Origin of the sequence: Aeromonas sp. Y311-2, from assembly GCF_027706025.1 — a bacterium.
GTDB lineage: Bacteria > Pseudomonadota > Gammaproteobacteria > Enterobacterales > Aeromonadaceae > Aeromonas > Aeromonas veronii.
The window spans coordinates 419,821-444,632 of record NZ_JAPDCL010000001.1; the positions used below are offsets into that span (position 1 = coordinate 419,821).

Consider the following 24,812-nt stretch of genomic DNA (forward strand, 5'->3'; position numbering starts at 1 on the left):
TGTGGGAGGCTAATGCCTCCCTTTTTTATTATTAATTTGGGTGGGGATATGGATTTTTTGCATCAAGAAGCTGCGAGTCTTTTTTCAATAGTTGAACAGAAACCAATGCATCTGGTTCCAGCTCGTGAGTACCATCATGATGCATGACGTGCTCAAATACTCGACAATAACTTGGGTGCCAACTGAACATACTACTGTAATTCATTTTATGGCTAAAAAGGTTGGCATGATGCTGGTAGTCATTTCGATAGTGTCCTGTCGGAGGACAAAAATCGTAAATAGCCATTACCCCCTTGTCTGCGAGCAATCTGTCACTATTAGCCGCAATTGTGAATAAATCCTGTGGATCGCATAGATATAAACAAAAACCGAAAATAATCAGGTCGACAGGTTCAAAGTCAGGTAAACCATCTGCAGTTCCAACACTTAGATTTAATGCGGGATAGCTCTTAGCTCCATCCTCAATAGCTGCTTGTGAGGGATCTATACCATAGCAGGTGGCACCATAATGGTTAGCCAGTTGTGCTAATCGCCAACCATTGGCACAGCCAATTTCAAGGATTCGTTTCGGTTGGTAGCCGATATTTTGTAGTGCTGTGAATATGGGGTCATTACTCAGAGATTTTTGATTGATGCAGAACTTATTTCTCTCATACCATGCATCAGCCTCTTCTTGCATGAAGATGCTTTTCTGTATCATGTAAATTCCCCTTTATTGCAAGTTATCAGAAAATGTCATTTAAGGTATTATAAAACGTCATCAAAATGGACAGATTTACCTCGATGAATATCATAACGAGCTTTTCTTCCCAGTATCTTTGGTAAAGCTTCGGGTGGCAATCCATAGCCAGGCCTTATCCTTCGAATATGCTCCGGTTTGATGATTTCTCCAGCCTGTATATCAGAGACAAAATAAAGAGAGCGACGAAATATTAAGCTGGATTCTTCAGCTTGGTTGTTACCACTTTCACCGGTTCCCAATGTTTGCCAACAGAGGTTGGTCTGGTCACATAGTGCTTTCAATTCATCTGGCTCTAAAGAAAATTCAGCATCAGGTCCGCCATCTTCACGAGCCAGAGTCACATGCTTCTCGATGGCTACAGCGCCCAAGGCGACAGCCAACTGAGCGGCGGTATTGCCCAATGTATGATCAGACAGACCAACGGGTACTGAAAAGGTCTCGGCCAAACGAGTGATTCGTTTGAGGTTGATATCGGCAAGTGGTGTCGGGTAGCCGCTTACACAATGAAGCAATAGAATCTGTGTACATCCGTTCTCACGTAAAATGGTCAGAGCTTGGGCTATTTCGGTTTCACTAGACATTCCTGAAGAAATAATGACTGGTTTTCCTTGTTTGGCCACATACCTTATCAAAGGGTGATCTGTGATTTCGAATGAGGCAATCTTGTATGCAGGTGTGCCTAGACTCTCTAAAAAATCGACAGCACTCTCATCAAATGGTGTCGAGAAAATAATTAGTCCTCTAGTTTTTGCTCGCTCGAAAAGTGCTTGATGCCATTCCCACGGCGTATGGGCTTGTTTATATAAATCATACAGTTTATACCCATCCCATAATCCACCTTGAATATGAAACTCTGGCAAATCGATATCCAATGTCATTGTATCAGCAGTATAGGTTTGTAATTTTATGGCATCAGCACCAGCATCCGCAGCTGCATCGATGAGCGCTAGTGCATTTTCTAATCTCCCATTATGATTACCTGATAGCTCCGCAATAATGAAGGGTTTTTTGTGATGCCCAATCTCTCTTCCATCAATAGAAAAATATGACATGGTGTCCTACTTGCTTAACATGTGATCATAGTTGAAGTATTCATTTTTGCAGGCAATCTGTCAAATAAACAGTTACCATCATAAAAATTGACTACATTGCTTTTTGCTATGTATTACTTACTCGAAGTAAATTATTTTATGATTTTTTCAATTTTTATTTTATACGTGTGACCATTTCTTTCAAAGAAAGCGGGATAGCGTTCTGGATCTGCCACGCGTAGCAAGTTAAATTGCTCATCAATGGTCTTTTTGATATCAATTCTGCTATCTTCAGGAGTTCGCTTTCTGTAGAAAGTTGGTTCACCAACTTGTTCAAATGGAGATGATGTGTAAATATTTTTTATTGCCCATGACATCAACTCTATTTCGGATGAAAAAATTTTATTATTTATTTCATCGAAAAGCTCACTACCATCAAAGAATATTTCTTTTTGTTTCCATATTTTCCCAGAATCTAGTTTGTCTTCTGCATTTAAAAGTGTTAGGAGAATACGGTTTTTCCCTTCAACTATTTGCCAAATATGAGGAGACATGCCCCTACCATAAGGCAGATTACTTGCGTGGAGGACTAGTGTGTAATCGAAATTGTCTCTTGTTTCTTTATCTATTATTTCATGGCAAGAAACTAAAAAGAGAATGTTGCCAGTGGTTAACTGGTTTGATTTAGTTACTATGTTGATCTCGTGTCGTTCACTTATATTGTTCGCCCAAGTGTGAATCCAACTATTTACAGGGTGGTTACTCTCTGAACAAATTATTGATATCTTCATTTAAGAACCTATCAGCACATTAATTAATTTGTTAACGCCCTGCCCATCGATGAGTGATTGTGCATGTTTGGCAATTGAATCTCTATATATGGGGGATGACATTTTCGTTAACTGAGTGGCTATTTTTTCATCAAAGAATGGATCATCCCAATATATCCCATCTGGGAATAAGCTATTTTCCTGACTCCATTTAAATTGTTTTTCTTGATTGTCAACAACACAAACCAAAATGCTAGGTAAGCCACATTTAGCAAGTTCAAACATGGTTTGTCCCGCCGAGCTAATGGCAAGGTCACATTGAGACATCAATTGCAACATCTCAATGTCATTAATATTTTTGTAGATGGTGCACTCTTTATTAAACGCAACATCTTGATTGTTTGAAATAATATTTACATGTGCGTTTGGATACATGGCAATAACTAGGTTGAATATACGCTCAGTCAGATTTCTGATATCTGTTGCACCCATAATGATTAAAATATCAATAATATCGCTGGTCGATTTTTCCCTCACAGCAGTATTCCAAAAAGCTGGCCTCAATGGTTGCCACTCAATACCCATAAGCCATTTTGCATCAACAAGATGATCAGGTTTTTGCTCTGGTATACAGTGAACTACTAATCCATTTGGATAATTCAATCGGAAAGTATCATCAAGATACACAGTTTGTAAAAAACAATCAGAAATCTTTTTTAAAACAGGTGGTGATGCATAGTAACTATCAATAAGTGCAAAGCCAGTGATGCTATTAACTACCCCCGGATTATCTTGCCAGCATATCCAGGAGATATTTTCATCTGGAATAAAATTCTGCGCACATGAATCCCCATCTATTATCCAATAGACGTCACCGCCTCTTTGCTTCCATGCGCATGCATAGGCACTACAGCGGCTTATATGTCCCATGCCGCGCTGTAGATCTCCTTCGGTAAATATCCATAGTGGTAGCAATTATCTCACCTTGAATACAGGTTGAATAGGTTCTCCATCAAGCGCACTGGCCAGTGTCAGATCTCTATCGTGACGAATGAGCACTGGCAGTATGTCGCGATAGGCGGCCAGCAAAGCGGCCACATCCTGTTCGCTGTGGGCCAGATTCATATTGTGACTGCCAAGGGTGAGGATCCCTCGCTTGCACAACTCCTGGATCAGATAGCTCTTGAGAAGCCAGGTAGAGTGGTTTACTGAATCCGCAACCAGCAGAAAGCTCCAGCTCGGATGTCCGGCGGTATGCAGCCAGTCCGGGGCATCGATCTCTTTTAGCAAGCTATCGAGCCCATCCAGTACCTGTTGTCCCCGCTCTGCAAGCCTCTTTGGTACATCCAGTCGCCGCATCTTTTTGATGACGGCGTTGGCCGCAGCGAGGGCAATTACATCCCCGCCGAAGGTGCCGGAGAAGAAGATATCTTCCATCCGTTTCATATATTGGCGGCGGCCAACAACGGCGGAAATCGGGAAACCATTGGCCATGCCTTTGCCGAACGCAGCAAGATCCGGCGTCACACCAAAGAGGCTCTGTGCCCCGCCCAAGTGGTAGCGAAAACCGGTAATGGTTTCATCAAAGATGAGTAGTGCGCCATGAGCATCGCAGAGTTGGCGCAGACCAGGCAGAAAATCCGGGGTTGGCCAGGTTACATTCATCGGTTCCAGAATGACGGCTGCAAACTCGCCCGGGTGAGCTTCCAGTAGGCACTGTAGCGAGGCAAGATCGTTGTAGTCAAATCTGTGGGTCAGCTCTCTCACGCATTCGGGGACCCCCAAATGGCGGGTGGTTGAGCCGATGTACCAGTCTTGCCAGCCATGATAGCCACAGACGGCTACTCGCTCGCGGCCTGTGACTGCTCTGGAGAGCCTGATACAGGCTGAGGTGGCATCAGTCCCGTTTTTGCCAAAGCGAACCATTTCGGCGCAGGGGATGAGCTCAATGAGCTGTTCTGCGACTTCAGTCTCCAGCCGGTGGGGAAGGGAGAAGATCGAGCCAAGACTGAGTTGCTCCATTACCGCTTCATTCACATCCGGATCGCAATATCCAAGACTGATGGCCAGTAGGCCGCTGGCAAAATCAAGATACTCGTTGCCATCTACATCCCAAACATGCGCCCCATTGCCGCGCTCGATAAAGAGTGGGGCGGCGCCATAGGGGAAACAGAGGCGACTTTTGGAGAAGGTTTGGGAGCCGAGTGGAATGCTCTGTTCCGCACGTGCCGAGAGAGCGAGTGAATGTTGATAACGTGAGGTCATATATGATTCTCCTTGGCCAGCGAATTAGCCAATCCTTCGTTGCGCTTGTGCCGGGTATTAAGTGTTGTCAGCTCCGGCTGCTGCGCCAGCAGGGCGAGGATATCGTCGGTCGTAAAGGTTGGGTTGGCAGGATAGAGAGCCTGATAAATTCGCTCTACCAGTTCAAAGTCGGCAGGCTCATCGACAGTCCAGCGCAGGTGGGCCAGCGAAGGCGAGCGCTGTAGTTCGCCGATAGAAAACTGTTCGGAATGACAGCGAACGTAATAGGTGACATGTTCCCGCTCGGTCTGCGTGGCGGCCTTTTCCTGCAAGGTTGCCAGAGTCGCTCCACTCATGATCTCGGCATCCAGCCCATCCGGATAACTGGGGTTGCCGCAGTTGCTGCTGTAGTCGAACTTGCCCGAGAGATGGAGGGCTATCAGCTCGTCTATTACCATAGGGTCAGCCAGTGGGCAGTCACCAGTGAGACGCACAACATGGGTCGGACTGTAGGGTTGGGCCGCCAGATAGAAACGCAGCAACACATCGTCAAGAGGACCGCAGAAACAGGGGATATTCAACCTCTCGCACAGCTCGGCAATGGCGCGATCTTCCGACTGATCGCTGGTGGCAACCAGCAGCTTGTCCAGTAGCTTGCTCTGTTGCAACCGTTCAATCTGCCTTGCCAGCATGGGTTCGCCCAGCAGTTCCTTTAGTACCTTGTTGGGCAGGCGGGAAGAACTGGTTCTGGCCTGCAGAATACCCAAGATCATCGTGTTCTCCAGAGTCCGGGGTTGATAAGTTCCTGTTCCATAGACGCCAGGTGTGCGATATCGGCCTCGTAGCACTCGTGCTGTACTTGACTGGCCGCAACGATGGCGGCCAGCTCTTGGGCATGACAAACACCGACAACAAAGCGGCTCACCTGTGGTAGGGCTGTCATGATGGAGAGGGCTCTGCCAAGCGGGGCCACCGAGGGATGCCAGTGGTCAAACCGTTCAAGTGCGGTAGCGAAACGCTGAAAATAGTCAGGTCGCTGCGCTGGTTGCATCAATAACAGGCCCTGTAAAAAGAGCGAGCGAACATGGATTTCACACCCCATATCTACCAGTTTGTCGAGCCATCCAGTGCGTAAAAAGCGTTGATCGAGCAAATTGGCAGGTAATTGCACCAGTTCCAGAGGATAGCCAGCTGCGCTCCAGGTATCGAGCTCGTCCGGGGAGTAGACGGAGATCCCGAGTTTTCCGATCGCGCCCTGTTGCTGCAAATCGGTGAGTAACTCGAACAAGGCAGGTGAGGCATCTTGGCTACGGTGCAGCAGCAAACCATCGAGCCGTTTTCGCCCCAGCCAATGCAAGCTGTTGTTGAGCGCAGCCTTAACATCGGACAGCGGTAGCCCTGGTGCCAGCTTGTCGATGAGAGTGAAGTCGGTGATATCTCTTTGCCCCAGCCTCTGCTCGGCATTGCCATAGGCTTGCGCCGTATCCAGGGTATCGATACCTGCTTGACGAGCTAACGCAATGATCGCGTCGAGTTCCTCATCGCTGACTTGTCCGTCGTGATTGCTGATCCCGTAATCCAGACCGAATTGCACTGTGCCCAGAGCTAGCCGCATAGTGCCTGCTCCAGCGCATCTACGACCTGTTGCTGCTCTGAGAGAGTCAGAGCCGGGAACAGTGGAAGAGAGATTGCTCCCTGATAGTAGGCTTGTGCGCCCGGATAGGCTGCTGGGTCATGTCCCAGCCCACGGTAGTAGGGCTGGGCTGGGATAGGAATATAGTGAACGTTGACGCCAATGCCGGCAGCACGCAGGCGGGCAAACACCTGATCGCGTTCAGCCACCTGAATGACATAGAGGTGATAACCGCTCTGGCGATTATTACTCTGCTGCAACGGCTGGACTGGCAAGGGGGATAACAGCGTGTCATATCGCCTGGCAAGTTCACGACGCTGGGTAATGAACTGGTCAAGACGGCTCAACTGACTAAGCCCTAGTGCCGCCTGAATGTCGGTCAAGCGATAGTTGAAGCCCAGAAGTTGTTGCTCGTAATACCACTCTCCGGGAGAGGGCATGAGCAGCGCTTGCGGATCTCGAGTGATTCCATGGCTGCGATAGAGTCGCAATTTGTCGGCCAGCACCTGATCCCGGGTGGTGACAGCGCCTCCTTCTGCGGTCGTAATCGGTTTGACCGGATGAAAGCTGAAGACCGTCATATCGCTGTGACGGCAACTACCGATAGGTGACCCCTGATAGTGGGCACCCAGTGCATGGCAGGCATCCTCGATCAGAATGATTCCGTACTGGCGACAGAGCGCACCGATCTCTTCGAGATCGCAGGGCTGTCCGGCCAGATGTACAGCAATCAGCGCTTTTGGAAGGGAGTGGGTGCGCATAGCTTGCTGCAGTTTCTTATCCAGTGCCACTACATCGAGGTTACCGGTAGCAGGGTCAACGTCGACAAAATCAACGTTGGCATTGTAGTAGCGAACGCAGTTCGCCGACGCAACAAAACTGACCGCAGAAACCCAAACTGTATCTTGGGCGCCAATATCCAGTACTGCACAGGCCAGATGAAGCGCAGTGGTGCCGTTACTGCAAGCAACCACATGCGGCACTTGGCAGTAATCGGCCAGTCCTTGTTCGAAAGCGGGAACGGCTTGGCCTTGGGTCAGATAATCAGATTTCAGTACGGCAACGACGGCTTCTATATCGGCATCGCTGATCGATTGGCGGCCATAAGGGATCATTCGGACAATACCTGCTGGTTCATGCTCTGTAGTTCGGCTATCGACAGAAAGTGCTGATTATTTAGGGAATTGTATTCAAAGCCCGGTGCAACCAGTGTGGCTGTTTCACCCAGAGCATTAACGCTGAAATCATTGTTGCGGCTGGTGAAACTGATGCTGGGGGCAATCACGTAGTAATCGTTGAACTCATAAGTGTGGAAAGAGTCGTCAGCCGGACACATCACCTCGTGCAGCTTCTCCCCCGCACGGATGCCGATGATCTCCTGCTTAAGGGTCGGAGCCATGGCTGCCGCCAGATCGGTGATCTTGACCGACGGGATTTTCGGCACGAACAGTTCGCCACCGCGCATACGCTGGAAGTTGCTAAGAACAAAATCTACGCCTTGCTGCAAGGTCAGCCAGAAGCGGGTCATCTCGGGGTGGGTGATAGGCAGCGTACTGGCGCCGCTCTTGATCAGATTGTCGAAGAAGGGAACTACTGAGCCCCTTGAGCCGACCACGTTGCCATAACGTACCACCGAGAAGATGGTCGGGTTCTTGCCCGCCATATTGTTGGCGGCGACAAAGAGCTTGTCAGAACAGAGCTTGGTTGCCCCGTAAAGGTTGATCGGGTTGGCAGCCTTGTCGGTTGAGAGTGCAATGACCTTCTGCACGCCATTGTTGAGAGCGGCCTTGATGACGTTTTCGGCTCCTCCAACGTTGGTCTTGATGCACTCCATTGGGTTGTATTCGGCAGCTGGCACTTGCTTGAGTGCAGCGGCATGCACCACAAAGTCGACGTCGCGCATCGCCATGTCGAGGCGCTCGGCATCGCGAACATCGCCGATAAAATAGCGCATGCAGGGATGGTTGAAACGCTGCTGCATTTCAAACTGCTTGAGCTCATCACGGGAGTAGACGATCAGTCGTGCCGGTTGGTAGCGGGATAGCACGGTTGCGATGAATTTTTTGCCAAATGACCCTGTGCCACCGGTAACCAGGATTGTTTTTCCATTAAACATGACGGTGTCCCATGATGAAGATTGGTATCTATGGAATTCTAAAGCACTTTTTATGCCATTTGCAGACGTAAATTGGAAGGCGTGATCTGAATGGCTGTTTTTTGGCTATTTGTTGCTGCGTTGGGCAATGGCTCGGCAAACCTGCTCCACCGCATTGAGGGCTCTCGGGGTGAAGCGGTGCAGCTCATCCGAGTTGATCAAATCGAGTCGCTGATGCTGCACCGCGTCGAGATTTGGCCACTTTCGCCAGTGAAGCAGGGCGTCAGGATCTTGACTTCCTGCCAGGATCAGCGATGGGTTGGCTCTGATCACCTGTTCCATGTCCACTTGAGGGTAAGGGGTCTTGGCATTCGCCATGATGTTGATCCCGCCGCAAAGCTCGATGGCCTGAGCCGGCCAGGCATTGCCACTGACGCTGGTGAGCGGCGGGTACCAGAGCTGGTAGAACACCTTGACACCGGTTGGTTGGCCATAGCGCTGTTGCAGGGAATGCAGGCGCGTCAGATAGCGATCGGCGGCTTCGTTGGCACTCTTCTCCACTCCAAGCAATTTGCCCAGCGCCCGCATTTCGGTGGCCAGCGAGGCAAAATCGGTGGGCTCAGAGTAGAAAACCGGGATTCCCAGCCGCTCCAGCGGGGCCAGCATGCGAGACTGGGCCGAGCGCCAGCCCAGGATCAGGTCCGGTTTTTGCGCCAGCAGCGCCTCGACATTGATGCTGCGATAATTGGCCACCTTGGGTTTGTTTTTCACCTCGGCGGGATAGTCGGAGGCATCGTCGATGGCCACCAGCTTGTCACCGGCACCTATGTCGTAAAGCAGTTCGGTAAGATGGGGTACCACGCTCACCACCCGGCTCGGAGTGGCTGCCTGCAGCGCAGCGGGCAACCAGGCAAGCAACACGCAGGGCAGCCAGATAGGCAATCGCAACCATCTAACCATGAAATAACCCCGCCACAGTGACAAGCAGCGCCAGCATCAACCAGCCCCAGCCAATTCCTTGCAGAATATTGAGCACCTTGCGCGGTGACTCACCGTCGGGGTCATCACCGCTGCCAAGTATCGGCCAGCGTTGCAAGGTTCCCTGATAGTAGCGAGGGCCACCAAGACGGATCCGGCACTTGTCTACCAGCAGAGTGAGCAGCATCCCGATGGCGGGATAGGGCCAGATCGCGCCACTTCGCAGCAGCTGTGCGGCCTGTTTGAGCCGCGGTAGCAGGAGCGGTAGCCCCAGTAGCAGGATGGTGGGAGCATTGAGCCCCTGATAGAGGGCGCTGGCGGCGCGGCCAAAATAGCCAAACGCGGGATCCTTCATGCTCCAGCCCTGGCTCATCAGCTGTACCAGCCGCCAGAGCAGGGCGCCTTGTACCCCCGCGAGGGCATACCCCAGCAGCGGGCCAGCCCATTGGCCGATCAGGCGCAGGGCGCAGCTCTCCGTCACTGCTTTGGCGAGCCCCATGGCCGAGAGCTTGCCAGTCTCTCGCTTGAGCCAAGGAGCCGCCTGCAATCTCGCCAGCGGCAGGGTCTCCTGCGTGGCGAGTGAGTGAGTGGCATGGGCGAGTTCGCGTAGTGGACGAGATTCGATCATCAACAGCAGAAACAGCAGGTCGAAGAGCGGCTCGCTCAGGGCCAGATTGCGTAGCGACCAGAGCCCGGCAGCGCAGGGTGTCCAGACCACCAGTATCGCCAGCATACCTGCTTGCAGCTGCTGGTGTGGCGTGCCATCAGTCCTGTGCACCTTGTGCCCCAGCCGGGTCAGCAAGGGCGTTACGGCCGAAAGACGCAGATGGGATGGCCACGGGATCACCGCCTCCAGCAAAGCAGCCCCCACCAGAATGGCCGCCGTCGTCGAGAGGAGGGCGTCGGCCATCAAATCAAGCGAGCCGGTTTCGATCACAGTTTGCCGAGCATCTTGATAATCACTTCGGCGGAGTGCTTGCCGGCCACTTCGATAAAGGCATCGAAGGATTCAACCTGTTCCTTGCCGGCGATATCGGACATGGCACGCACCACCAGATAGGGCACTTTGAACATGTGGCACACCTGACCGATCGCGGCACCTTCCATCTCGACCGCCAGCATCTGCGGGAAGTCGGCGCGAGCCTTGGCGATGGCGTCCGGTTTGCACATGAACTGATCGCCGGTGCAGATAAGGCCGACCTTGGTCTGGTGTTTGCCTTGTTCGGCGATGCAATCCTGAGCGACCGCGATGAGCTTCTCGTCGCAGGGGAAGGCGGCGGGTTGCTGCGCCATCTGGCCCATCTCGTAACCAAAAGCGGTCACGTCCACATCGTGGAAACGCATCTCGCTGGCGATCACCACATCACCGATGTGCAGATCCTGGGCAAAGCCGCCCGCAGAGCCGGTATTGATGACGCAGTCGGGGGCGAATTTTTCCAGCAGCAGGCTGGTGGCCACGCTGGCGGCGACCTTACCGATACCGGAGCGGGTCAGGATCACCTCTTTGCCCGCCAGCATCCCTTGATAGAACTCGCAGCCGCCCAGTTGCAGAGTGGTGGGGTTGCTCATCTGGCTGCGCAGCAGGGCTACTTCTTGCTCCATGGCGCCGATAATACCTACTTTCATTGCTGACCTCGTCTTGCTAGCCGTGTGGCTGAATTTAAGTTGCTGTAGATCATAACAAAAGATGGCGTCGGCGCCGAGAGGCACACGCGAAAGGAGAGATGAAGTGCGGCGCCCCATATGGAGGCGCCGCAGGTGACCACAACAGCATTCATTGGTTAGAGATCAGAGGGGGCCTTTAGCCGAGCGCGGTGTCTAGCGTCATCATCAGGGCAAAGCCTGCCATCAGGCCGAGGGTGGCATAGGTCTGGTGACCGTTGCGGTGAGTCTCCGGGATCACCTCGTGCGAGACCACAAACAGCATGGCGCCGGCGGCGAGCCCAAGTCCGATGGGGTAGGCGATGGCAAGGCCGCTGGAGAGCCCCACCCCGAGCAGGGCGCCAATCGGTTCGAGCAGGCCGCTGGCGATGGCGACCAGCACAGCCACCGAAGGGCGAAAACCGGCGGCGCACATGGCCAGCGCCACCGCCAATCCTTCCGGAATATCCTGCAGTGCGATGGCAGTGGTAAGCGGCAGCCCCACCGACATATCCCCCTGCGAGAAGCTGACCCCGATGGCCATCCCTTCCGGCAGGTTGTGCAGGGCGATGGCAAAGACGAACAGCCAGACCCGGGAGCAGCTCTCATGGCCGGGGCCGCAGGGGCCGGTCTTGTCATGCTCGTGGGGGGTGAACTGATCCAGTCCCAGCATCAACAGCACCCCGAGGGTCATGCCGACCACCACCACGGCGGCGGCACTGAAGCCGTTGCCAGTGATCCCCTCGGCGGCCTCCAGCCCCGGCAGCAGCAGGGAGAAGGCACTGGCCGCCAGCATCATGCCGGCGGCAAAGCCCAGCATGGTGTCCTCTACCTTTTGCGGCACCGAGCGCAGAAACAGGGCGGGCAGGGCGCCGATGGCGGTGGCGGCAAACCCGGCGGCACCACCGACAAGGCCATAGCGCACGCCGCTGGTCACCTCGCCGGTAGCGAGCATGATGAGACTCTGCAACAGCAGCAACAAGACGGCAGCCAGCGCGATAAAGAGGCCGAGAGCAGTGAGCGGGCGGCTTTGCATCTGGCTGCGCAGTTGCTGTGACCAGGATAACGGAGGAAGAGCTGAGAGATGGTCCATGGCATGACCTCAAGGTGTGCAAAGTGGATGGTGGCATTACATCCACTTGGCCGCCCCTTGTCTATGTCTGCAAGGCGATTGCCGCTATCGAAAAATGGCGTCAGGTGAATATGAAGTTTTTTGTGATCCGGCTCTGATTGTTGGTTTTGTTAAGTTGCTTTTAATTTTTAAAGAAAAGTGAGGGCGTGGTCGCTTTGTGCTAGAGTGCGCGCCTTTGCGGAACTCTACCTTCCCGGTGTTCTGCATTTTTTCCCGTCAGGAAGGTCCGGGGATTTGCTCATAGGGACGTGATCGCCACACTCCATTCGCCTGTCAGCAGTAGAGGATCACCCGCCACTATGTTTTACAAGAATCTCTCCATCGGCAAAAAGATTGCCGTGGTTTTTGCGGTCATTGCCGCAGTCAACGTTCTCTTCGGTGTTTTTCTCTCCAGCGAATTGCGCGGTGTGCGTGATCGGGTGCTGAACTTTACCGACTCTACGCTGCCGAGTGTCCTGTCGGTTGAAACCCTGCTCTATGACGTCTCCTATGTCCGTCGTGCCCAGTTCGCCTTGCTGATGGTGAACGATGCCGCTGATCTGCAGGCTCGCCGCAGCCGGATCCAGCAGAATATCCAGAAAGTAGACAACGCATTTCACGCCTATGAGGCGACCGTCGGTGCTGATCATGAGCGTCAGGTGTTTAATCAGGCCAAACAACAGTGGCTCAGTTACCAACGTGCAGTGAACGAGTTTGATCAACTGCTGGTACAAGGACAACAAGAGCAAGCCAAGGCACAGTTATTTGCCTCGAATGCTGCTTTTGGTTCTCTGGAGCGGGCAGTTAATGCTCTGATCGATGTGAACCTCGGTTTTGTGAAGGAAAACCGCAGCAGCTTGCTTGGCAGCGTCAGCATGGTGACCACTTTCGCCATGGTGAGCATTGGTGCTCTGCTGGTGTTCATGGTGGTGATGACCTGGTTCCTGACCCGCCAGATCTGCCTGCCGCTGCAAGCGGTAGTGGCTCAGGCCAACGCCATTGCCGCCGGCGATCTGACTCATCAGCTGGAGCGTCAGCATATCGGCCGCGACGAGCTTGGCATGCTGGCCAAAGCTTCCCTCAAGATGCAGGACAACCTGCGTGGTCTGATTGAAGAGGTGGTGGCTGCGGTTACCCAGTTGGGGGCGGCGATTGACGAAGTGAGTGCGGTTTCCGAACAGTCTGCCAAGGGTATTCAGAGCCAGCAGCAAGAGATTTCGCTAGTGGCGACGGCCATGACCCAGATGAAAGCGACCGTTGCTGATGTGGCGGGCAATACAGAGCACACTTCTGAGTCTGCCAGTGCGGCTAATACCTTAGCCCGCAAAGGTAATCAGGATGTGCAGCGTTCGCTGGTGGCGATCACCCGTGTGGCGGAAGAGATTGAGCAGGCTGGCACGCTGGTGGCCGAACTGGAGCGTGAATCCGCCCAGATCAACGTAGTGGTCGATGTCATTCGCAGCATTGCCGATCAGACCAATCTGCTGGCTCTCAATGCCGCCATTGAGGCAGCCCGTGCCGGTGAACAGGGCCGTGGCTTTGCGGTGGTTGCCGATGAGGTGCGCACCCTGGCGGGCCGCACCCAGGCCTCTACCGGCGAGATCGTCGCCATCATCGAAACCCTGCAGTCTCGCGCCAATCAGGCGAAAGAGGTGACCGGGCTGAGCTGTGACATGATCCGTCAGTGCGTCACCCAAAGCGAGCAGACCGGCACCGGTATCCAGCAGATCGAAGAGGCTGTCGCCCAGATTGCCGATATGGCGATCCAGATTGCCAGCGCCTGTGGTGAGCAGGATGCGGTGTCTGATGAGCTGGGTCGCAATGTTGAGCGGATCAACGAATCCGCCAATGAGGTGGCGCAGGGGGCGGATCATACTGCCCGCGCCTGTCTGGAGCTGAGCCAGCTGGCGGTGGGTCTGAAGCAGACCATCGGTCGCTTCCGCCTTGCCTGATAAAGGGGCTGGCGTACGCCGACCTCTTCATTCATAAAAGTCGGGGCGCTTTGCCTGCCCTCACGACACCCGGCCATGTGCCGGGTGTTTTTTATCTGGCGATGGGTACGAGGCCTGATGGTTGGGGCTCTTCATACAGAGGATGAAGATCAGGGCAAACTGGGAGGGAGATCAGATGCTTATCTCTGCCTGTGTGGTGATATTCAAGATGGTTGGTTAAGGCGTATTTGCTAACGAGAGAAGGGCGACGAACTGTTTTGGGGATGGGGAACGGGGTGAGCTGTTGGGGCGCGAGCTACGGGGAAGAAGAGCATAAGCAGTTGGTTGGAATGCCCTGACAGGGCATATCGCAGCAATAAAAAAACCGGCTTGCGCCGGTTTTTTTATATTGGTGAAGTCTGGGGAGCTGGCTTATTTGGCCAGAGACTCCGGCAGCTCTTCACGGATCTTGCCGAGCATCTCTTTCAGGACTCGCGGGTTGGCAACCACGATGTTGCCGGAGTTTTCGTAGTTGTGACCGCCTACGAAGTCGGTGACGATGGCGCCAGCTTCTTTGGCCAGCAGTTCACCGGCAGCGGTGTCCCAGGGTTTCAGGCCGATTTCCCAGAAACCGTCGACGCGACCGGCAGCCACGTAGGCCAGATCCAGTGCGGCAGAGCCGGAGCGACGGATGTCGGCACATTCGATGAACATGCTCTGGAACATCTTCAGGTAGGACTCGATGTGGTGCTTTTGTTTGTAGGGGAAACCGGTAGCCAGTACGGTGCCAGCCAGCTCTTTGGCTTTGCCGACACGGATACGGTAGCCGTTCAGCTGGGCGCCGCTACCACGGGTAGCAGTAAACAGCTCGTCACGGATGGGATCGTAAACAACGGCTTGTTCAGTCTTGCCTTTTACGCGCAGGGCGATGGAAACGGCAAAGTGCGGAATGCCTTTGACAAGGTTGGTCGTGCCATCCAGTGGGTCAATGATCCATTGGTAGTCCGGATTGGTACCGGCAATCTCACCAGACTCTTCAGCAACAATGCTGTGCTCCGGGTAAGATTTTTTGATGGTGTGAATGATGGCCGCTTCGGCTTCACGGTCAACGTTGGTCACGAAGTCATTGCTGCCTTTTTGGATAGCCTCAATGTTCTCAGGCTGGGAGAAGGCTTTTACTACAACTTGACCGGCGTTGCGCGCAGCGCGCACGGCGATATTCAGCATCGGATGCATAGGTTCACCACTGGATGTTAAAGAACGGGGGATAAAAGGACGCGGTATAATACCAGTATTTTGTGCGATGGCAACTGTTATCCCCCTACGACCAATTGATTACCACTGCCAGATTTGACGGCTCCAATATAGACCAGATCTGCGCTAGTCTTATCCCAGCAGCCGGATACAGGCTGTCATGAGCATAGGGATGTGAACCATGAATTTGTCATTAGTGAGTCAGAACGTGTCAGCGGCCAGCGAGGGACTGTTGGCCATCTTGCGGTCATCACCTGAGTATGGTGATCACTTTGCCCACATCACCGTGACCCCCCTGGCCCAGTGGCAACCGGCCAAGACGGAGGCGGCGATCCTGCTGATCGACGGCGATGCGCCCTGGCAGGATGCCGGATTTGCCCGGGGAGAGGATGAGACGATCGGTTTGCCGGTCTTGCCGCTGCTGATCCGCAAGGGGGACAAGGAGCTGACGGTCTGCGGGCCGGATGTGCGTGACCCCCGTTTCTATTTTGTCTCAAACGGCATCGTGCTGGATGAGTCGGAGCTGGCCGAGCCTGCCTGCAGCCGGGTGCTGTTGCGCAAGCTGGAGTCCTACTTCCCGCTGCTTTCCCGCCTGATCATGCTGCGCCAGCGCAAGCCGGTCGCCGTGATTAACTAATATCTACTATTGCCAGAGAGCACCAGCGGCGCACCGTGGCCTTGTTTGGCCTACGGTGCGCCGCTTTTTAATGGTCTGGAGCCGGTCACTTGTTGCAAGATGAGGCGGCTATGGTGTTGCACCCTGTTCCAACCGTGCAATCTGGCTATGACCAACAAGGAGTGAATCATGATCGACTTTTACACCGCCGCGACCCCCAATGGTTTCAAAGTGGCGATCGCCCTCGAAGAGCTGGGTTTGCCCTATCGGGTCATTCCTCTCGATCTTTCGGCGCTGGATCAGAAGAAGCCCGAGTTTCTCGCCATCAACCCAAATGGCCGTATTCCGGCTATCGTCGATCGGGATAACGACGATTTCGCCGTATTCGAGTCGGGGGCCATCCTCATCTATCTGGCGGAGAAAGCAGGCAAGTTGCTGCCCGCTGATCCCAAACGCCGCTCTCAAGCCATCCAGTGGCTGATGTTCCAGATGGGCGGGGTAGGGCCCATGATGGGGCAGGCTAACGTCTTCTACCGCTATTTCCCCGAGAAGATCCCCGCCGCCATCGAACGTTACCAGAAGGAGGGGCGCCGTCTGTTCGAGGTGCTCGACAGCCATCTGGCCCATCACGAATATCTGGCGGACGAGTACAGCATCGCCGATATCGCCACCTGGCCCTGGGTGCGTATTTATGACTGGAGCGGTATCTCCATCGAGGGATTGCCCCATCTGCAAGCCTGGATGGATCGCATGGCAGAGAAGCCAGCCTGCCAGAAGGGGATCACCATACCGCCGCGCAAGGAGCAGCCCGATGAGCTGATCAAGCAGGCGCAACAGATGGTAACGCGTTGATTTTTAACTGCTGACGGGGCGAAATGCCCCGTAATATTAGAAAAACTAAGGCAAGCCGATTATAAAGATTCGTTCGTTTTTTGTGAGCTGAATCACTATGATGCCCCCATACCACCAAGCGTCCTGTGCGGTGGCTTGGCGGGCTCCCCGCCTACTGTTTCCAACACTGTTTTTGATTGCATCACAGCCTCTGTGATCAGATTCCTCTGGGCCATTTTGTGCCAGAGGGGCGGCAGCATTTTTTCGATTTTTTGGGACTGATATGGATCGGCACAGTTTTTATCCGTTGTTTTTACTGACCATTCTGATGGTCGCTGTGGGCCAGATGACCCAGACCCTTTATGTTCCCTCCATTCCCATGATGGCGGGGGACTTCAATGTGGCCTCGGGCCAGTTGCAGGCGGTGATGGCCTGTTACCTGATCCCCTATGGCCTCTCCCAGTTTGTCTACGGGCCGCTTTCGGATCGCATCGGTCGTCGTCCGGTGCTGATTGTCGGCATGATGGTGTTTCTGGTGGGCACCCTGACCATTCAGGTCATCCCCCATTTTGCCGCCCTGCTGGTGGGTAGCTTTATTCAGGGGCTGGGTACCGGTGCCGGTGGCGCCATGAGCCGTACCGTGATGCGCGATCGCTACAACGGCGCCGAGCTCAACCGCGCCAACAGTCTGGTGAGCATGGGGGTGATCTTCTCCCCGCTGCTGGCACCGGTGCTGGGGGGATGGCTGACCGAGCTGTTCAACTGGCGCGCCGGTTACTGGTTCCTGTTCGGTTTTGGTGCCGTAGCCACCCTGGCGATCATGGCCTGGTTTGGCGAGACCCTGCCTGCTGCTGCCCGTCAGCCACTGCGCGTCGGTGCTGCCTATCGCCATGTGCTGGGCAACCCCAAGTTTCAGGGCAACCTGCTCTGCCTGATGGCGACCTTTGCCGGTTTGGCTGTGTTCGAGGCTGCGGCCGGTGTGCTGCTCGGCGATGTGCTGAAACTGAGCGCCCGCACAGTGAGCGTGCTGTTCGTGCTGCCGCTGCCCGGCTATCTGTTCGGGGCCTGGCTCTCTGCCAAGCTGAGCTTCCGTTTGACTCAGGGCAAGCTGATGCGTCTGGGGATCGCCTTTCTGGCGCTCGGCTCACTCATCATTCTGGTGCCGGGGCTGTTCGGGGTGGTGAGTGCCGCCTCGCTGGTTGGTGGTGCGGCTGTCTACTTCATCGGTAGCGGTATTCTCTACCCGACCGCAACTTCCTGTGCCATCGAGCCCTTCCCGGGTCAGGCCGGCACCGCGGGGGCCATTCTCGGCGGGATGCAGAATCTGGGGGCGGGTGTGGTGACCCTGCTGGCCGCCGGTTTCCCGATGACTGGACAGGTGACCCTGGGGGCCATCATGACCCTGATGGTGCTGATCGTGGCGCTGAGCTTTGTCTGGTTACGCCACCACGGTTCTCCTCACGAGCAGATGGCCATCTAAATTTGCTTGCCAGTTGCAAAACAAAGCCCGCCTTTTGGCGGGCTTTGTCGTTATGGCTGTGTCCGTTTCACACCTTGTCCCATCGGGTTCTCCATTTATTGGGGGGGAAAGGTGTAAACCATGTTCAGGACGGGACAGTTCGTTGATCATCAGGCAAAGAAAAAGCCCGTCACGCTGGTGACGGGCTTTTGCTGTTGGTACCCCGAGATGCCGTTGCCGGTTTGGGCCCTTGAACCGTCGGTTCAAGGCGGGGATCGGATCTGACCGCAGGCTTCTCGGTCGTGCCGAGCATGCGCAATAGCCAGAAGGCAGATCCCCTGTTTGGTATGAATATCGGCTCGGGGACTTGAACCGGCTGACAAACATCCCAGGGAATTTTAAAACGGTTTGCGATTAGGGCTGTTGCCCCTCTTCGCTGGAATCACCATATTGTCCGTGCTCGATCAGGGCCGCTTCGATGGTGCGCTGCAGCATCTTGATCCGCTTGTCCATGGTCTCAGAGTATTGGTGGTTCTTCTCTTTTTCAAGGCAGAGCTCATGACAGAAATTGAGCGCCGCCATGATAGCCAATTGCTCGTTGCTGGAGACTTTGGAACGTTGACGCAGGTCGATCAACTTGTCGGTCAGCTGCTCGGCGGCCTGGCGCAGGGCATCCTGCTGTCCCAAGGGACAGGATACCTTGTAGGGACGTCCCAAAATGACGATTTCTACGGCCTCTGTGCTCATGCCTTCCTCAATACGGCGGAGCTGATTTCCGCCTTTATCCACGTGGACAACTGGGCGGGACTATATAGCGCAGATGCATAAGTTTCAAGGCCTTGCTGGCTCTGCAAGAGGGAGAATGCTAGGATCCTGACCATTAATTCTGCAAATTTGCCTGAACTTTGAGCGGATCCTCTATGAGCAAAACAAACCCCCTTAAATATGCGGCTGTGGCCGACATCATGGAGCAGCATGAGCTGATGGCCAGTGCAGTCGAGGCCCATGGTGTGATCTGCGGTCTGGTGTGTGGTGGTGTGGCACTGGATGAGAAGAGCTGGGTCCCCCATTTCAACGATCTGGTGAACGACGGTTTCGGCCTGCCGGCCCCGGTGCGCCAGGTGATGACCGATCTTTATCACAATGTGGTCGAGAGCCTGATGGCCCAGAAGGGCGTCGAGCTGCTGCTGCCAAGTGATGATGCCCCCCTTGATGAGCGCATCGATTCGCTGGTGGATTGGTCACAGGCATTTCTGGCCGGTTTCGGCGTGGTGCAGCAGGAGCTCTCCCGCGCGTCGGAAGAGCTGCAGGAGATGATCCAGGATATCGCCAGCATCACTCAGGTCTCTGCCGAGTTCGATCAGGAAGATGACGAGAACGAAGCCTCCTTCCTGGTGCTCTACGAACACGTCAAACTGGGTGTCATGATGGCATTCGAAGAGTTTGGCAAGCGCCCCGATACCCCGAGCGCACCGCCGACCCTGCATTGAGGTGCGGGTCAACGCGACCCTTACTGAATCTGCAAGAGCGCCTGATGGCGCTCTTTTTTATTCCCTTGTGGTGGCTAACCCTGTGAGGCGCAACCGGTTTTTTGCCGGTGACCTCGCATTCGGCCAGCGGCTTTGTGATAGCATGAGGCCACCTTTTTCACTTCTTCCTCTCTGCTTATGTCTCAATCTGATGTGCGACAGGTCGATGTCACCCTGGTCGGCGGTGGAATGAGCGGCGCCGTGCTGGCCCTCTCGCTGGCAGCCCTGCTTCGATCCGATGGCTCCCCCCTCGAGATCCTGCTGCTGGAGGCAAGCGTCCCCGAACAGCACACCCATTCAGGGTTCGACGCACGCGCCATTGCGCTCTCGGCCGGTACCTGCGATGCGCTGTTGCGACGCGGACTCTGGCCGCTGTTTGCCCCCCATTGCGCCCCCATTACCCAGATTCATGTCTCGGATCGGGGCCACTTCGGTCAGGCTCGCCTGTCGGCTGCCGAATACGGTCTGCCCGCGCTGGGCCAAGTGATCGAGCTGGCAGCTGCCGGTCATGAGCTGCAACGGGCGATGGCGGCCTCTCCCAATATCCGGGTCTGCTGTCCGGCTCGGGTGAGCGAGATTGCGCCCGATGAGGAGAAGGTGACCCTCACCCTCGAGAGCGGTGAACAGATTGAGACCCGCCTGCTGGTGGCGGCAGACGGCGGCAACTCCTTTGTGCGTCAGCACTTCAAGTTGCCGGTGACCCGCCACGACTTTGAGCAGCACGCCATCATCGCCACGGTCAAAACGGCGCAAGACCCTGAGGGACGCGCCTTCGAGCGTTTTACCGAAGGGGGGCCGCTGGCCCTGCTGCCGATGCAGGATGGGCTCTCCTCGCTGGTATGGAGCGTCGGGCAGCATGAGGTGGATGAGCTGATGGCCCTCGATGAGGTGGCGTTTCTTGCCCGTCTGCAGCAGGCCTTTGGCTGGCGGCTCGGCCGCTTCGAGCGATGTGGCGTGCGTAATGTTTATCCGCTCATTCTGACCGCCTGCGACTACCCGCTGGCCCAGCGCACCGTGCTGGTCGGTAATGCCGCCCACGCCCTGCACCCGATTGCCGGGCAGGGCTTCAACCTCGGGATGCGGGATCTGGACCTGCTTACCGGCGCCGTAGCCAAGGCGTTGGCAGAGGGGGAGGATATCGGCAGCTTCAAGGTGCTGAACGGTTACTGGCAGCAGCGTCAGCGCGATCAGGCGCAGACCGTCTGGCTCACCTCTTCGCTGGCCCAGCTCTTCTCCAATGGTCACGATCCGCTGGTGGCGGGGCGCAATCTGGCGCTCACCCTGATGGGGCGATTCCCGTGCCTCAAGGCGCCGCTTGCCTCGCGCACCCTGGGCTTTGTCGCCGATGTGTGCGGCAACTAGCCAGCACTTGTTGAGTGGAACCTGTTGACCGGAAGATGGTGACCGCCATTCGTTGATCAAAACCTATTGAATAAAGAGGTGATGCCTGCGGGCGTCCCCTCGCTGGCCAGCCGGTCAGCCCTGAAAGGATGAGATGATGCAGATGCAAAATGTGGATGTGGTGATTGTCGGTGGCGGCATGGTGGGGCTGGGGCTCGCTGCGGCCCTGAAACATAGCGCCCTCAAGGTGCTGGTGGTGGAGGGACAACTGCCCGACCCGCAGCTGGGGGAGGTGGCCGATAACCGGGTCAGCGCCCTGAGTCTGGCCAGCCAGCAGATCCTGCGCCATGTCGGCGCCTGGGACGGCATTGAAGCGCGCCGCCTGCAGGCCTACGACAAGATGGCGGTGTGGGAGCAGGACAGTTTCGGCCATATCGATTTCGATGCCGCCAGCCTGCGTCAGGCCAACCTCGGCCACATCGTCGAGAATCGGGTGATCCAGCTGGCGCTGCTTGAGGCGATTGAAGGTGCCAGCAATATCCAGTTGCTGACCCCCGCCAGAGCCAAGAGCCTGCAGAGCGGCCCGGCGGGCGCCCTGCTGCTCCTTGAAGATGGTCAGGCCATCTCGGCCAAACTGGTGGTGGCTGCCGATGGCGCTCACTCCTGGGTGCGCCGTCAGGCCGATATCCCGCTCACCAGCTGGGATTACGGTCACCACGCCCTGGTGGCGACGGTGCGCTGCGCCGAACCCCATGAAGCTGTTGCTCGCCAGATCTTCACCCCGGATGGCCCGCTCGCCTTTTTGCCGCTGTGGCAGGAGAACCTCTGCTCCATCGTCTGGTCGCTGCCTGCGGCCCGCGCCGAGGCGCTCTGCGCCTGCAATGACGAGCAGTTCAATCGCCAGCTTACCGCCGCCTTCGATGCCCGCCTTGGTCTGTGCAAGGTGGAGGGGGCGCGTAGCGCGATTCCTCTTACCGCCCGCTATGCCCGCGACTTTGCTCGCGAGCGGCTGGTGCTGGTGGGAGATGCTGCCCACACCATCCACCCGCTGGCGGGGCAGGGGGTCAACCTTGGCCTGCTGGATGCTGCCGCGCTGGCGGAGCAGATCTTGCAAAATCATGCCGCGGGCGAGGATATCGGCCTGCTCGCCAACCTGCGCAGTTACGAGCGCTGGCGCAAGAGCGAGGCGGCTCGCATGCTGGCGGCGATGGAAGGGCTCAAGCGGTTGTTCAGCGGGGCCAACCCGCTCAAGAAGCTGGTGCGGGGCGTGGGATTGCGCGCGGCCAATCTGCTGACGCCCTTCAAGGAGGGGGTGATCCGCGCCGCCATGGGATTGGAGGGAGAGTTGCCCGCATTGGCCCGTCCTGACTGGGCTGTTGCTGCGACCAAGGGCAGTGCCATGCAGGCCAAGGCTGAAAAAAACTAATATTACTCGCCGTTTTTGACAACAAAAGTAATCCGACAAGGCTGATGACCCGTTTTGGGTGTCAGCCTTTAATTTTGCTCTGGAGCGAAACGTTTTTCTGCAAATTGTGACGAAACGGTAAAAATCGAAATTTAATCTCGCCTGAGTCGGCTTATGGCTGTTTTTATCACTGCATTTATCTTAGTGTCTGGAGTCAGTTTTACGGGAGGGGATTAGTTTTTTTTGAGCGGCACGCTCGCCTGCTTGTCATATAATCCGCTCCGTTCAAGGAATCCCTCTTGCCTGGCAAGGGCAGGAGCGAGCACACACTTTTGGATCCGGTCGCTTTTTGCTGTACGTAGTGCAGTCAGAGCGGTGGCGTGGGTCGCAAGGGTGGTCGCCAAAGCGAAAAGGCTTTTTGCTAAGGAAAGAATGCGATGATCCAGACTACTGTACTGCATCCCAAACACCTGGAAGCCGGCGCCAAGATGGTGGACTTCCACGGTTGGGAAATGCCCATCAACTACGGCTCCCAGCTGGAAGAGCACCACGCGGTGCGCAGCGATGCCGGTATGTTCGATGTATCCCACATGACCATCGTCGATTTGACCGGCGAACGGGTCAAAGCCTTTCTGCAACACCTGCTGGCCAACGACGTGGCCAAACTCACTGCCCCCGGCAAGGCCCTCTACAGCGGCATGCTCAATCCGGAAGGCGGCGTGATCGATGACCTCATCACCTATTACCTCACCGATACCTTCTACCGGCTGGTGGTCAACTCCGCTACCCGCGAGAAGGATCTGGCCTGGATCCGCCATCACGCCATCGATTTCGATATCACAGTGACCGAGCGTCCCGAGCTTGCGATGATCGCGGTGCAGGGCCCCAACGCCAAGGTCAAGGCTGCTGCTGTGCTGAGCGCCGCTCAGCGTACCGCCGTGGTGGGGATGAAACCCTTCTTCGGCGTGCAGGCTGGCGATCTCTTTATCGCCACTACCGGCTACACCGGCGAAGATGGTTATGAAATCGTGGTGCCGCAAGAGAAAGCCTGCGAGCTGTGGCAAGCGCTGCTGGATAACGGCGTGGCCCCGTGCGGCCTCGGTGCCCGCGATACCCTGCGCCTCGAGGCGGGGATGAACCTCTATGGTCAGGATATGGACGAGTCAGTCTCTCCACTCGCCGCCAACATGGCCTGGACCATCGCCTGGGAGCCGAGCGATCGCAACTTCATCGGCCGCGACGTGCTGGAAGCGCAGAAAGCGGCGGGCAACCAGCCCAAGCTGGTGGGTCTGGTGATGGAAGAGAAAGGGGTGCTGCGTGCCGGTATGCCGGTCACCTTCACCGCGGCAAACGGTGAGAAGCGGGAAGGTGTGATCACCTCCGGCTCTTTCTCCCCCACCCTGGGCTACAGTATTGCCCTGGCGCGGGTGCCCCGTGATATCGGTGAGCTGGCCGAGGTGGAGATCCGCAAGAAGCTGGTCACCGTGAAGGTCACCAAGCCCGCTTTCGTCCGTAACGGCCAGAAGCTGGTTTAATACCGTCTTGGGGGAGGGCTGTGCCTCCCCCATCCCTTTTCATATTCGTTTTTAAACGCGACTCAAAGATCAAAGGAAGCACAAATGAGCCATATCCCGAGCGAACTGAAATATGCCACTTCCCACGAGTGGATCCGTGTTGAAGCCAACGGCGAGGCCGTGGTCGGTATCACCGAGCACGCCCAGGAGCTGCTGGGTGACATGGTGTTTGTCGAGCTGCCGGAAGTGGGCAAGCAGGTCAGTGCCGGTGACGACTGCGCCGTGGCCGAGTCGGTCAAGGCGGCCTCCGACATCTACAGCCCGGTGAGCGGCGAGATCATCGCCGTCAACGAAGAGCTGGAAGGGAGCCCCGAGCTGGTCAACTCCGACCCCTACAGCGCTGGCTGGCTGTTCCGCATCAAGCTCGATGACGAGAGCGAGTTGGCCAACCTGCTGGATGCCGAAGGCTACCAGAACGTGGTGGACGAAGAGTAATGCCCCCGGGCCCTGCCAATACAGCAGGGCCCCTTTGTATGACCGCCAGCCGGGCAAGCACCGGCCGGTGGAAGGGTGAAGTCGCCCGCGCCTGCCGTTTGCCAGCCTGGGAGCCTAGGGGGCAAACGGGCCGGTTCGCAACAAGGCGATCCCCTCTCGATGCTGCCGCAGCATCCGGTGCCGCGCCCTGTC

General features: G+C 55.7%; 24 protein-coding genes and 1 other RNA gene. 9 read left to right on the forward strand and 16 right to left on the reverse strand.

Annotated elements, in window-relative coordinates:
• Positions 1-31: 31 nt before the first annotated feature.
• The 13 genes from OKC42_RS01825 to OKC42_RS01885 all read right to left on the reverse strand — a co-directional run bounded on the left by OKC42_RS01825 (position 32) and on the right by OKC42_RS01885 (position 12,227).
• On the reverse strand, positions 32-700 hold the full coding sequence (locus tag OKC42_RS01825; protein ID WP_263086031.1) for a class I SAM-dependent methyltransferase: 669 nt from the start codon (positions 698-700) through the stop codon (positions 32-34).
• A 47-nt stretch (positions 701-747) separates the two neighbouring features.
• Positions 748-1,794, reverse strand: a complete 1,047-nt coding sequence (pseI, locus tag OKC42_RS01830; protein ID WP_270803782.1) for a pseudaminic acid synthase — start codon at positions 1,792-1,794, stop codon at positions 748-750.
• A 131-nt stretch (positions 1,795-1,925) separates the two neighbouring features.
• Positions 1,926-2,564 (reverse strand): formyltransferase family protein, encoded by a 639-nt coding sequence (locus OKC42_RS01835; protein ID WP_270803781.1) that lies wholly within the window; start codon positions 2,562-2,564, stop codon positions 1,926-1,928.
• Positions 2,565-3,518, reverse strand: a complete 954-nt coding sequence (locus OKC42_RS01840; RefSeq protein WP_270803780.1) for a hypothetical protein — start codon at positions 3,516-3,518, stop codon at positions 2,565-2,567.
• A complete protein-coding gene (locus OKC42_RS01845; protein WP_236272156.1) occupies positions 3,519-4,808 on the reverse strand; it encodes an aminotransferase class III-fold pyridoxal phosphate-dependent enzyme in 1,290 nt (429 codons plus the stop codon).
• Complete coding sequence (locus tag OKC42_RS01850) at positions 4,805-5,560, reverse strand: cytidylyltransferase domain-containing protein (protein ID WP_113739249.1); 756 nt, start codon at positions 5,558-5,560, stop codon at positions 4,805-4,807. Before OKC42_RS01850 ends, OKC42_RS01845 begins: the two co-directional genes overlap by 4 nt.
• A complete protein-coding gene (locus OKC42_RS01855; RefSeq protein ID WP_270803779.1) occupies positions 5,557-6,402 on the reverse strand; it encodes an aldo/keto reductase in 846 nt (281 codons plus the stop codon). The genes OKC42_RS01850 and OKC42_RS01855 overlap by 4 nt, the downstream gene beginning before the upstream one ends.
• Complete coding sequence (gene pseC, locus OKC42_RS01860) at positions 6,393-7,535, reverse strand: UDP-4-amino-4,6-dideoxy-N-acetyl-beta-L-altrosamine transaminase (protein ID WP_270803778.1); 1,143 nt, start codon at positions 7,533-7,535, stop codon at positions 6,393-6,395. The genes OKC42_RS01855 and pseC overlap by 10 nt, the downstream gene beginning before the upstream one ends.
• Entirely contained in the window at positions 7,532-8,536 is a 1,005-nt protein-coding gene (gene pseB / locus OKC42_RS01865) for a UDP-N-acetylglucosamine 4,6-dehydratase (inverting) (RefSeq protein WP_064336725.1), read from the reverse strand. The genes pseC and pseB overlap by 4 nt, the downstream gene beginning before the upstream one ends.
• Positions 8,537-8,641: 105 nt before the next feature.
• Complete coding sequence (locus OKC42_RS01870; RefSeq protein ID WP_270803777.1) at positions 8,642-9,475, reverse strand: cobalamin-binding protein; 834 nt, start codon at positions 9,473-9,475, stop codon at positions 8,642-8,644.
• Positions 9,468-10,430 carry a cobalamin biosynthesis protein CobD/CbiB gene (locus OKC42_RS01875; protein ID WP_270803776.1) on the reverse strand — a complete coding sequence of 321 codons (963 nt, stop codon included), beginning with the start codon at positions 10,428-10,430 and terminating at the stop codon, positions 9,468-9,470. The genes OKC42_RS01870 and OKC42_RS01875 overlap by 8 nt, the downstream gene beginning before the upstream one ends.
• Positions 10,427-11,119, reverse strand: coding sequence for a 5'-methylthioadenosine/S-adenosylhomocysteine nucleosidase (gene mtnN, locus OKC42_RS01880; protein ID WP_040067225.1), 693 nt, complete (start codon positions 11,117-11,119; stop codon positions 10,427-10,429). The genes OKC42_RS01875 and mtnN overlap by 4 nt, the downstream gene beginning before the upstream one ends.
• Before the next feature lie 175 nt (positions 11,120-11,294).
• Positions 11,295-12,227 (reverse strand): ZIP family metal transporter, encoded by a 933-nt coding sequence (locus OKC42_RS01885; protein WP_103251745.1) that lies wholly within the window; start codon positions 12,225-12,227, stop codon positions 11,295-11,297.
• A gap of 338 nt (positions 12,228-12,565) precedes the next feature.
• Between OKC42_RS01885 and OKC42_RS01890 the strand changes: the two genes are divergently transcribed.
• Entirely contained in the window at positions 12,566-14,197 is a 1,632-nt protein-coding gene (locus OKC42_RS01890; protein ID WP_158112290.1) for a methyl-accepting chemotaxis protein, read from the forward strand.
• Positions 14,198-14,608: 411 nt separating this feature from the next.
• Here OKC42_RS01890 and suhB read toward each other — a convergent pair whose 3' ends face one another.
• Positions 14,609-15,412, reverse strand: coding sequence for an inositol-1-monophosphatase (gene suhB, locus OKC42_RS01895; protein WP_005352992.1), 804 nt, complete (start codon positions 15,410-15,412; stop codon positions 14,609-14,611).
• 199 nt (positions 15,413-15,611) lie between these two features.
• On the opposite strand from suhB, the gene OKC42_RS01900 reads away from it, so the two are divergent.
• The 3 genes from OKC42_RS01900 (at position 15,612) to emrD (ending at position 18,357) form a co-directional block, all read left to right on the forward strand.
• Positions 15,612-16,067, forward strand: coding sequence for a hypothetical protein (locus OKC42_RS01900; protein ID WP_005352991.1), 456 nt, complete (start codon positions 15,612-15,614; stop codon positions 16,065-16,067).
• Positions 16,068-16,235: 168 nt separating this feature from the next.
• The gene (locus OKC42_RS01905) at positions 16,236-16,898 is read left to right on the forward strand and encodes a glutathione S-transferase family protein (RefSeq protein ID WP_005333923.1); all 663 of its coding nucleotides are present in this window, start codon (positions 16,236-16,238) and stop codon (positions 16,896-16,898) included.
• A gap of 262 nt (positions 16,899-17,160) precedes the next feature.
• Positions 17,161-18,357 (forward strand): multidrug efflux MFS transporter EmrD, encoded by a 1,197-nt coding sequence (emrD, locus tag OKC42_RS01910; protein WP_216948412.1) that lies wholly within the window; start codon positions 17,161-17,163, stop codon positions 18,355-18,357.
• Between the two features lie 195 nt (positions 18,358-18,552).
• Here emrD and ssrS read toward each other — a convergent pair.
• Both ssrS and zapA read right to left on the reverse strand, forming a co-directional pair.
• Positions 18,553-18,734, reverse strand: a non-coding RNA gene (gene ssrS, locus OKC42_RS01915) — 6S RNA.
• Between the two features lie 16 nt (positions 18,735-18,750).
• Positions 18,751-19,083, reverse strand: coding sequence for a cell division protein ZapA (gene zapA, locus OKC42_RS01920; RefSeq protein ID WP_005333910.1), 333 nt, complete (start codon positions 19,081-19,083; stop codon positions 18,751-18,753).
• Positions 19,084-19,256: 173 nt separating this feature from the next.
• Between zapA and OKC42_RS01925 the strand changes: the two genes are divergently transcribed.
• From OKC42_RS01925 to gcvH, 5 genes are all read left to right on the forward strand, one after another.
• Positions 19,257-19,826, forward strand: a complete 570-nt coding sequence (locus OKC42_RS01925) for a UPF0149 family protein (RefSeq protein WP_033138039.1) — start codon at positions 19,257-19,259, stop codon at positions 19,824-19,826.
• Positions 19,827-20,003: 177 nt separating this feature from the next.
• Positions 20,004-21,227 carry a 2-octaprenyl-6-methoxyphenyl hydroxylase gene (ubiH, locus tag OKC42_RS01930; protein ID WP_270803775.1) on the forward strand — a complete coding sequence of 408 codons (1,224 nt, stop codon included), beginning with the start codon at positions 20,004-20,006 and terminating at the stop codon, positions 21,225-21,227.
• Positions 21,228-21,363: 136 nt separating this feature from the next.
• Entirely contained in the window at positions 21,364-22,632 is a 1,269-nt protein-coding gene (locus tag OKC42_RS01935; protein WP_270803987.1) for an FAD-dependent 2-octaprenylphenol hydroxylase, read from the forward strand.
• A gap of 416 nt (positions 22,633-23,048) precedes the next feature.
• Positions 23,049-24,146: a glycine cleavage system aminomethyltransferase GcvT gene (gcvT, locus tag OKC42_RS01940; RefSeq protein ID WP_005346577.1), complete on the forward strand. Its 1,098-nt coding sequence runs from the start codon at positions 23,049-23,051 to the stop codon at positions 24,144-24,146.
• A gap of 84 nt (positions 24,147-24,230) precedes the next feature.
• Positions 24,231-24,620 carry a glycine cleavage system protein GcvH gene (gcvH, locus tag OKC42_RS01945; RefSeq protein ID WP_005333898.1) on the forward strand — a complete coding sequence of 130 codons (390 nt, stop codon included), beginning with the start codon at positions 24,231-24,233 and terminating at the stop codon, positions 24,618-24,620.
• Positions 24,621-24,812: the final 192 nt, after the last annotated feature.

Excerpts from the sequence above, each read along its gene's own strand:
- OKC42_RS01900 (WP_005352991.1), top strand. The coding sequence starts at position 15,612 with ATGAATTTGTCATTAGTGAGTCAGAACGTGTCAGCGGCCAGCGAGGGA.
- OKC42_RS01935 (WP_270803987.1), top strand. The coding sequence starts at position 21,364 with ATGCAGATGCAAAATGTGGATGTGGTGATTGTCGGTGGCGGCATGGTG.
- OKC42_RS01835 (WP_270803781.1), bottom strand. The coding sequence starts at position 2,564 with ATGAAGATATCAATAATTTGTTCAGAGAGTAACCACCCTGTAAATAGT.
- OKC42_RS01825 (WP_263086031.1), bottom strand. The coding sequence starts at position 700 with ATGATACAGAAAAGCATCTTCATGCAAGAAGAGGCTGATGCATGGTAT.
- zapA (WP_005333910.1), bottom strand. The coding sequence starts at position 19,083 with ATGAGCACAGAGGCCGTAGAAATCGTCATTTTGGGACGTCCCTACAAG.
- pseI (WP_270803782.1), bottom strand. The coding sequence starts at position 1,794 with ATGTCATATTTTTCTATTGATGGAAGAGAGATTGGGCATCACAAAAAA.
- gcvH (WP_005333898.1), top strand. The coding sequence starts at position 24,231 with ATGAGCCATATCCCGAGCGAACTGAAATATGCCACTTCCCACGAGTGG.
- emrD (WP_216948412.1), top strand. The coding sequence starts at position 17,161 with ATGGATCGGCACAGTTTTTATCCGTTGTTTTTACTGACCATTCTGATG.
- OKC42_RS01850 (WP_113739249.1), bottom strand. The coding sequence starts at position 5,560 with ATGATCTTGGGTATTCTGCAGGCCAGAACCAGTTCTTCCCGCCTGCCC.
- OKC42_RS01870 (WP_270803777.1), bottom strand. The coding sequence starts at position 9,475 with ATGGTTAGATGGTTGCGATTGCCTATCTGGCTGCCCTGCGTGTTGCTT.
- ubiH (WP_270803775.1), top strand. The coding sequence starts at position 20,004 with ATGTCTCAATCTGATGTGCGACAGGTCGATGTCACCCTGGTCGGCGGT.
- OKC42_RS01905 (WP_005333923.1), top strand. The coding sequence starts at position 16,236 with ATGATCGACTTTTACACCGCCGCGACCCCCAATGGTTTCAAAGTGGCG.
- gcvT (WP_005346577.1), top strand. The coding sequence starts at position 23,049 with ATGATCCAGACTACTGTACTGCATCCCAAACACCTGGAAGCCGGCGCC.
- suhB (WP_005352992.1), bottom strand. The coding sequence starts at position 15,412 with ATGCATCCGATGCTGAATATCGCCGTGCGCGCTGCGCGCAACGCCGGT.
- OKC42_RS01925 (WP_033138039.1), top strand. The coding sequence starts at position 19,257 with ATGAGCAAAACAAACCCCCTTAAATATGCGGCTGTGGCCGACATCATG.
- pseC (WP_270803778.1), bottom strand. The coding sequence starts at position 7,535 with ATGATCCCTTATGGCCGCCAATCGATCAGCGATGCCGATATAGAAGCC.
- pseB (WP_064336725.1), bottom strand. The coding sequence starts at position 8,536 with ATGTTTAATGGAAAAACAATCCTGGTTACCGGTGGCACAGGGTCATTT.
- OKC42_RS01885 (WP_103251745.1), bottom strand. The coding sequence starts at position 12,227 with ATGGACCATCTCTCAGCTCTTCCTCCGTTATCCTGGTCACAGCAACTG.
- OKC42_RS01855 (WP_270803779.1), bottom strand. The coding sequence starts at position 6,402 with ATGCGGCTAGCTCTGGGCACAGTGCAATTCGGTCTGGATTACGGGATC.
- OKC42_RS01890 (WP_158112290.1), top strand. The coding sequence starts at position 12,566 with ATGTTTTACAAGAATCTCTCCATCGGCAAAAAGATTGCCGTGGTTTTT.
- OKC42_RS01845 (WP_236272156.1), bottom strand. The coding sequence starts at position 4,808 with ATGACCTCACGTTATCAACATTCACTCGCTCTCTCGGCACGTGCGGAA.
- mtnN (WP_040067225.1), bottom strand. The coding sequence starts at position 11,119 with ATGAAAGTAGGTATTATCGGCGCCATGGAGCAAGAAGTAGCCCTGCTG.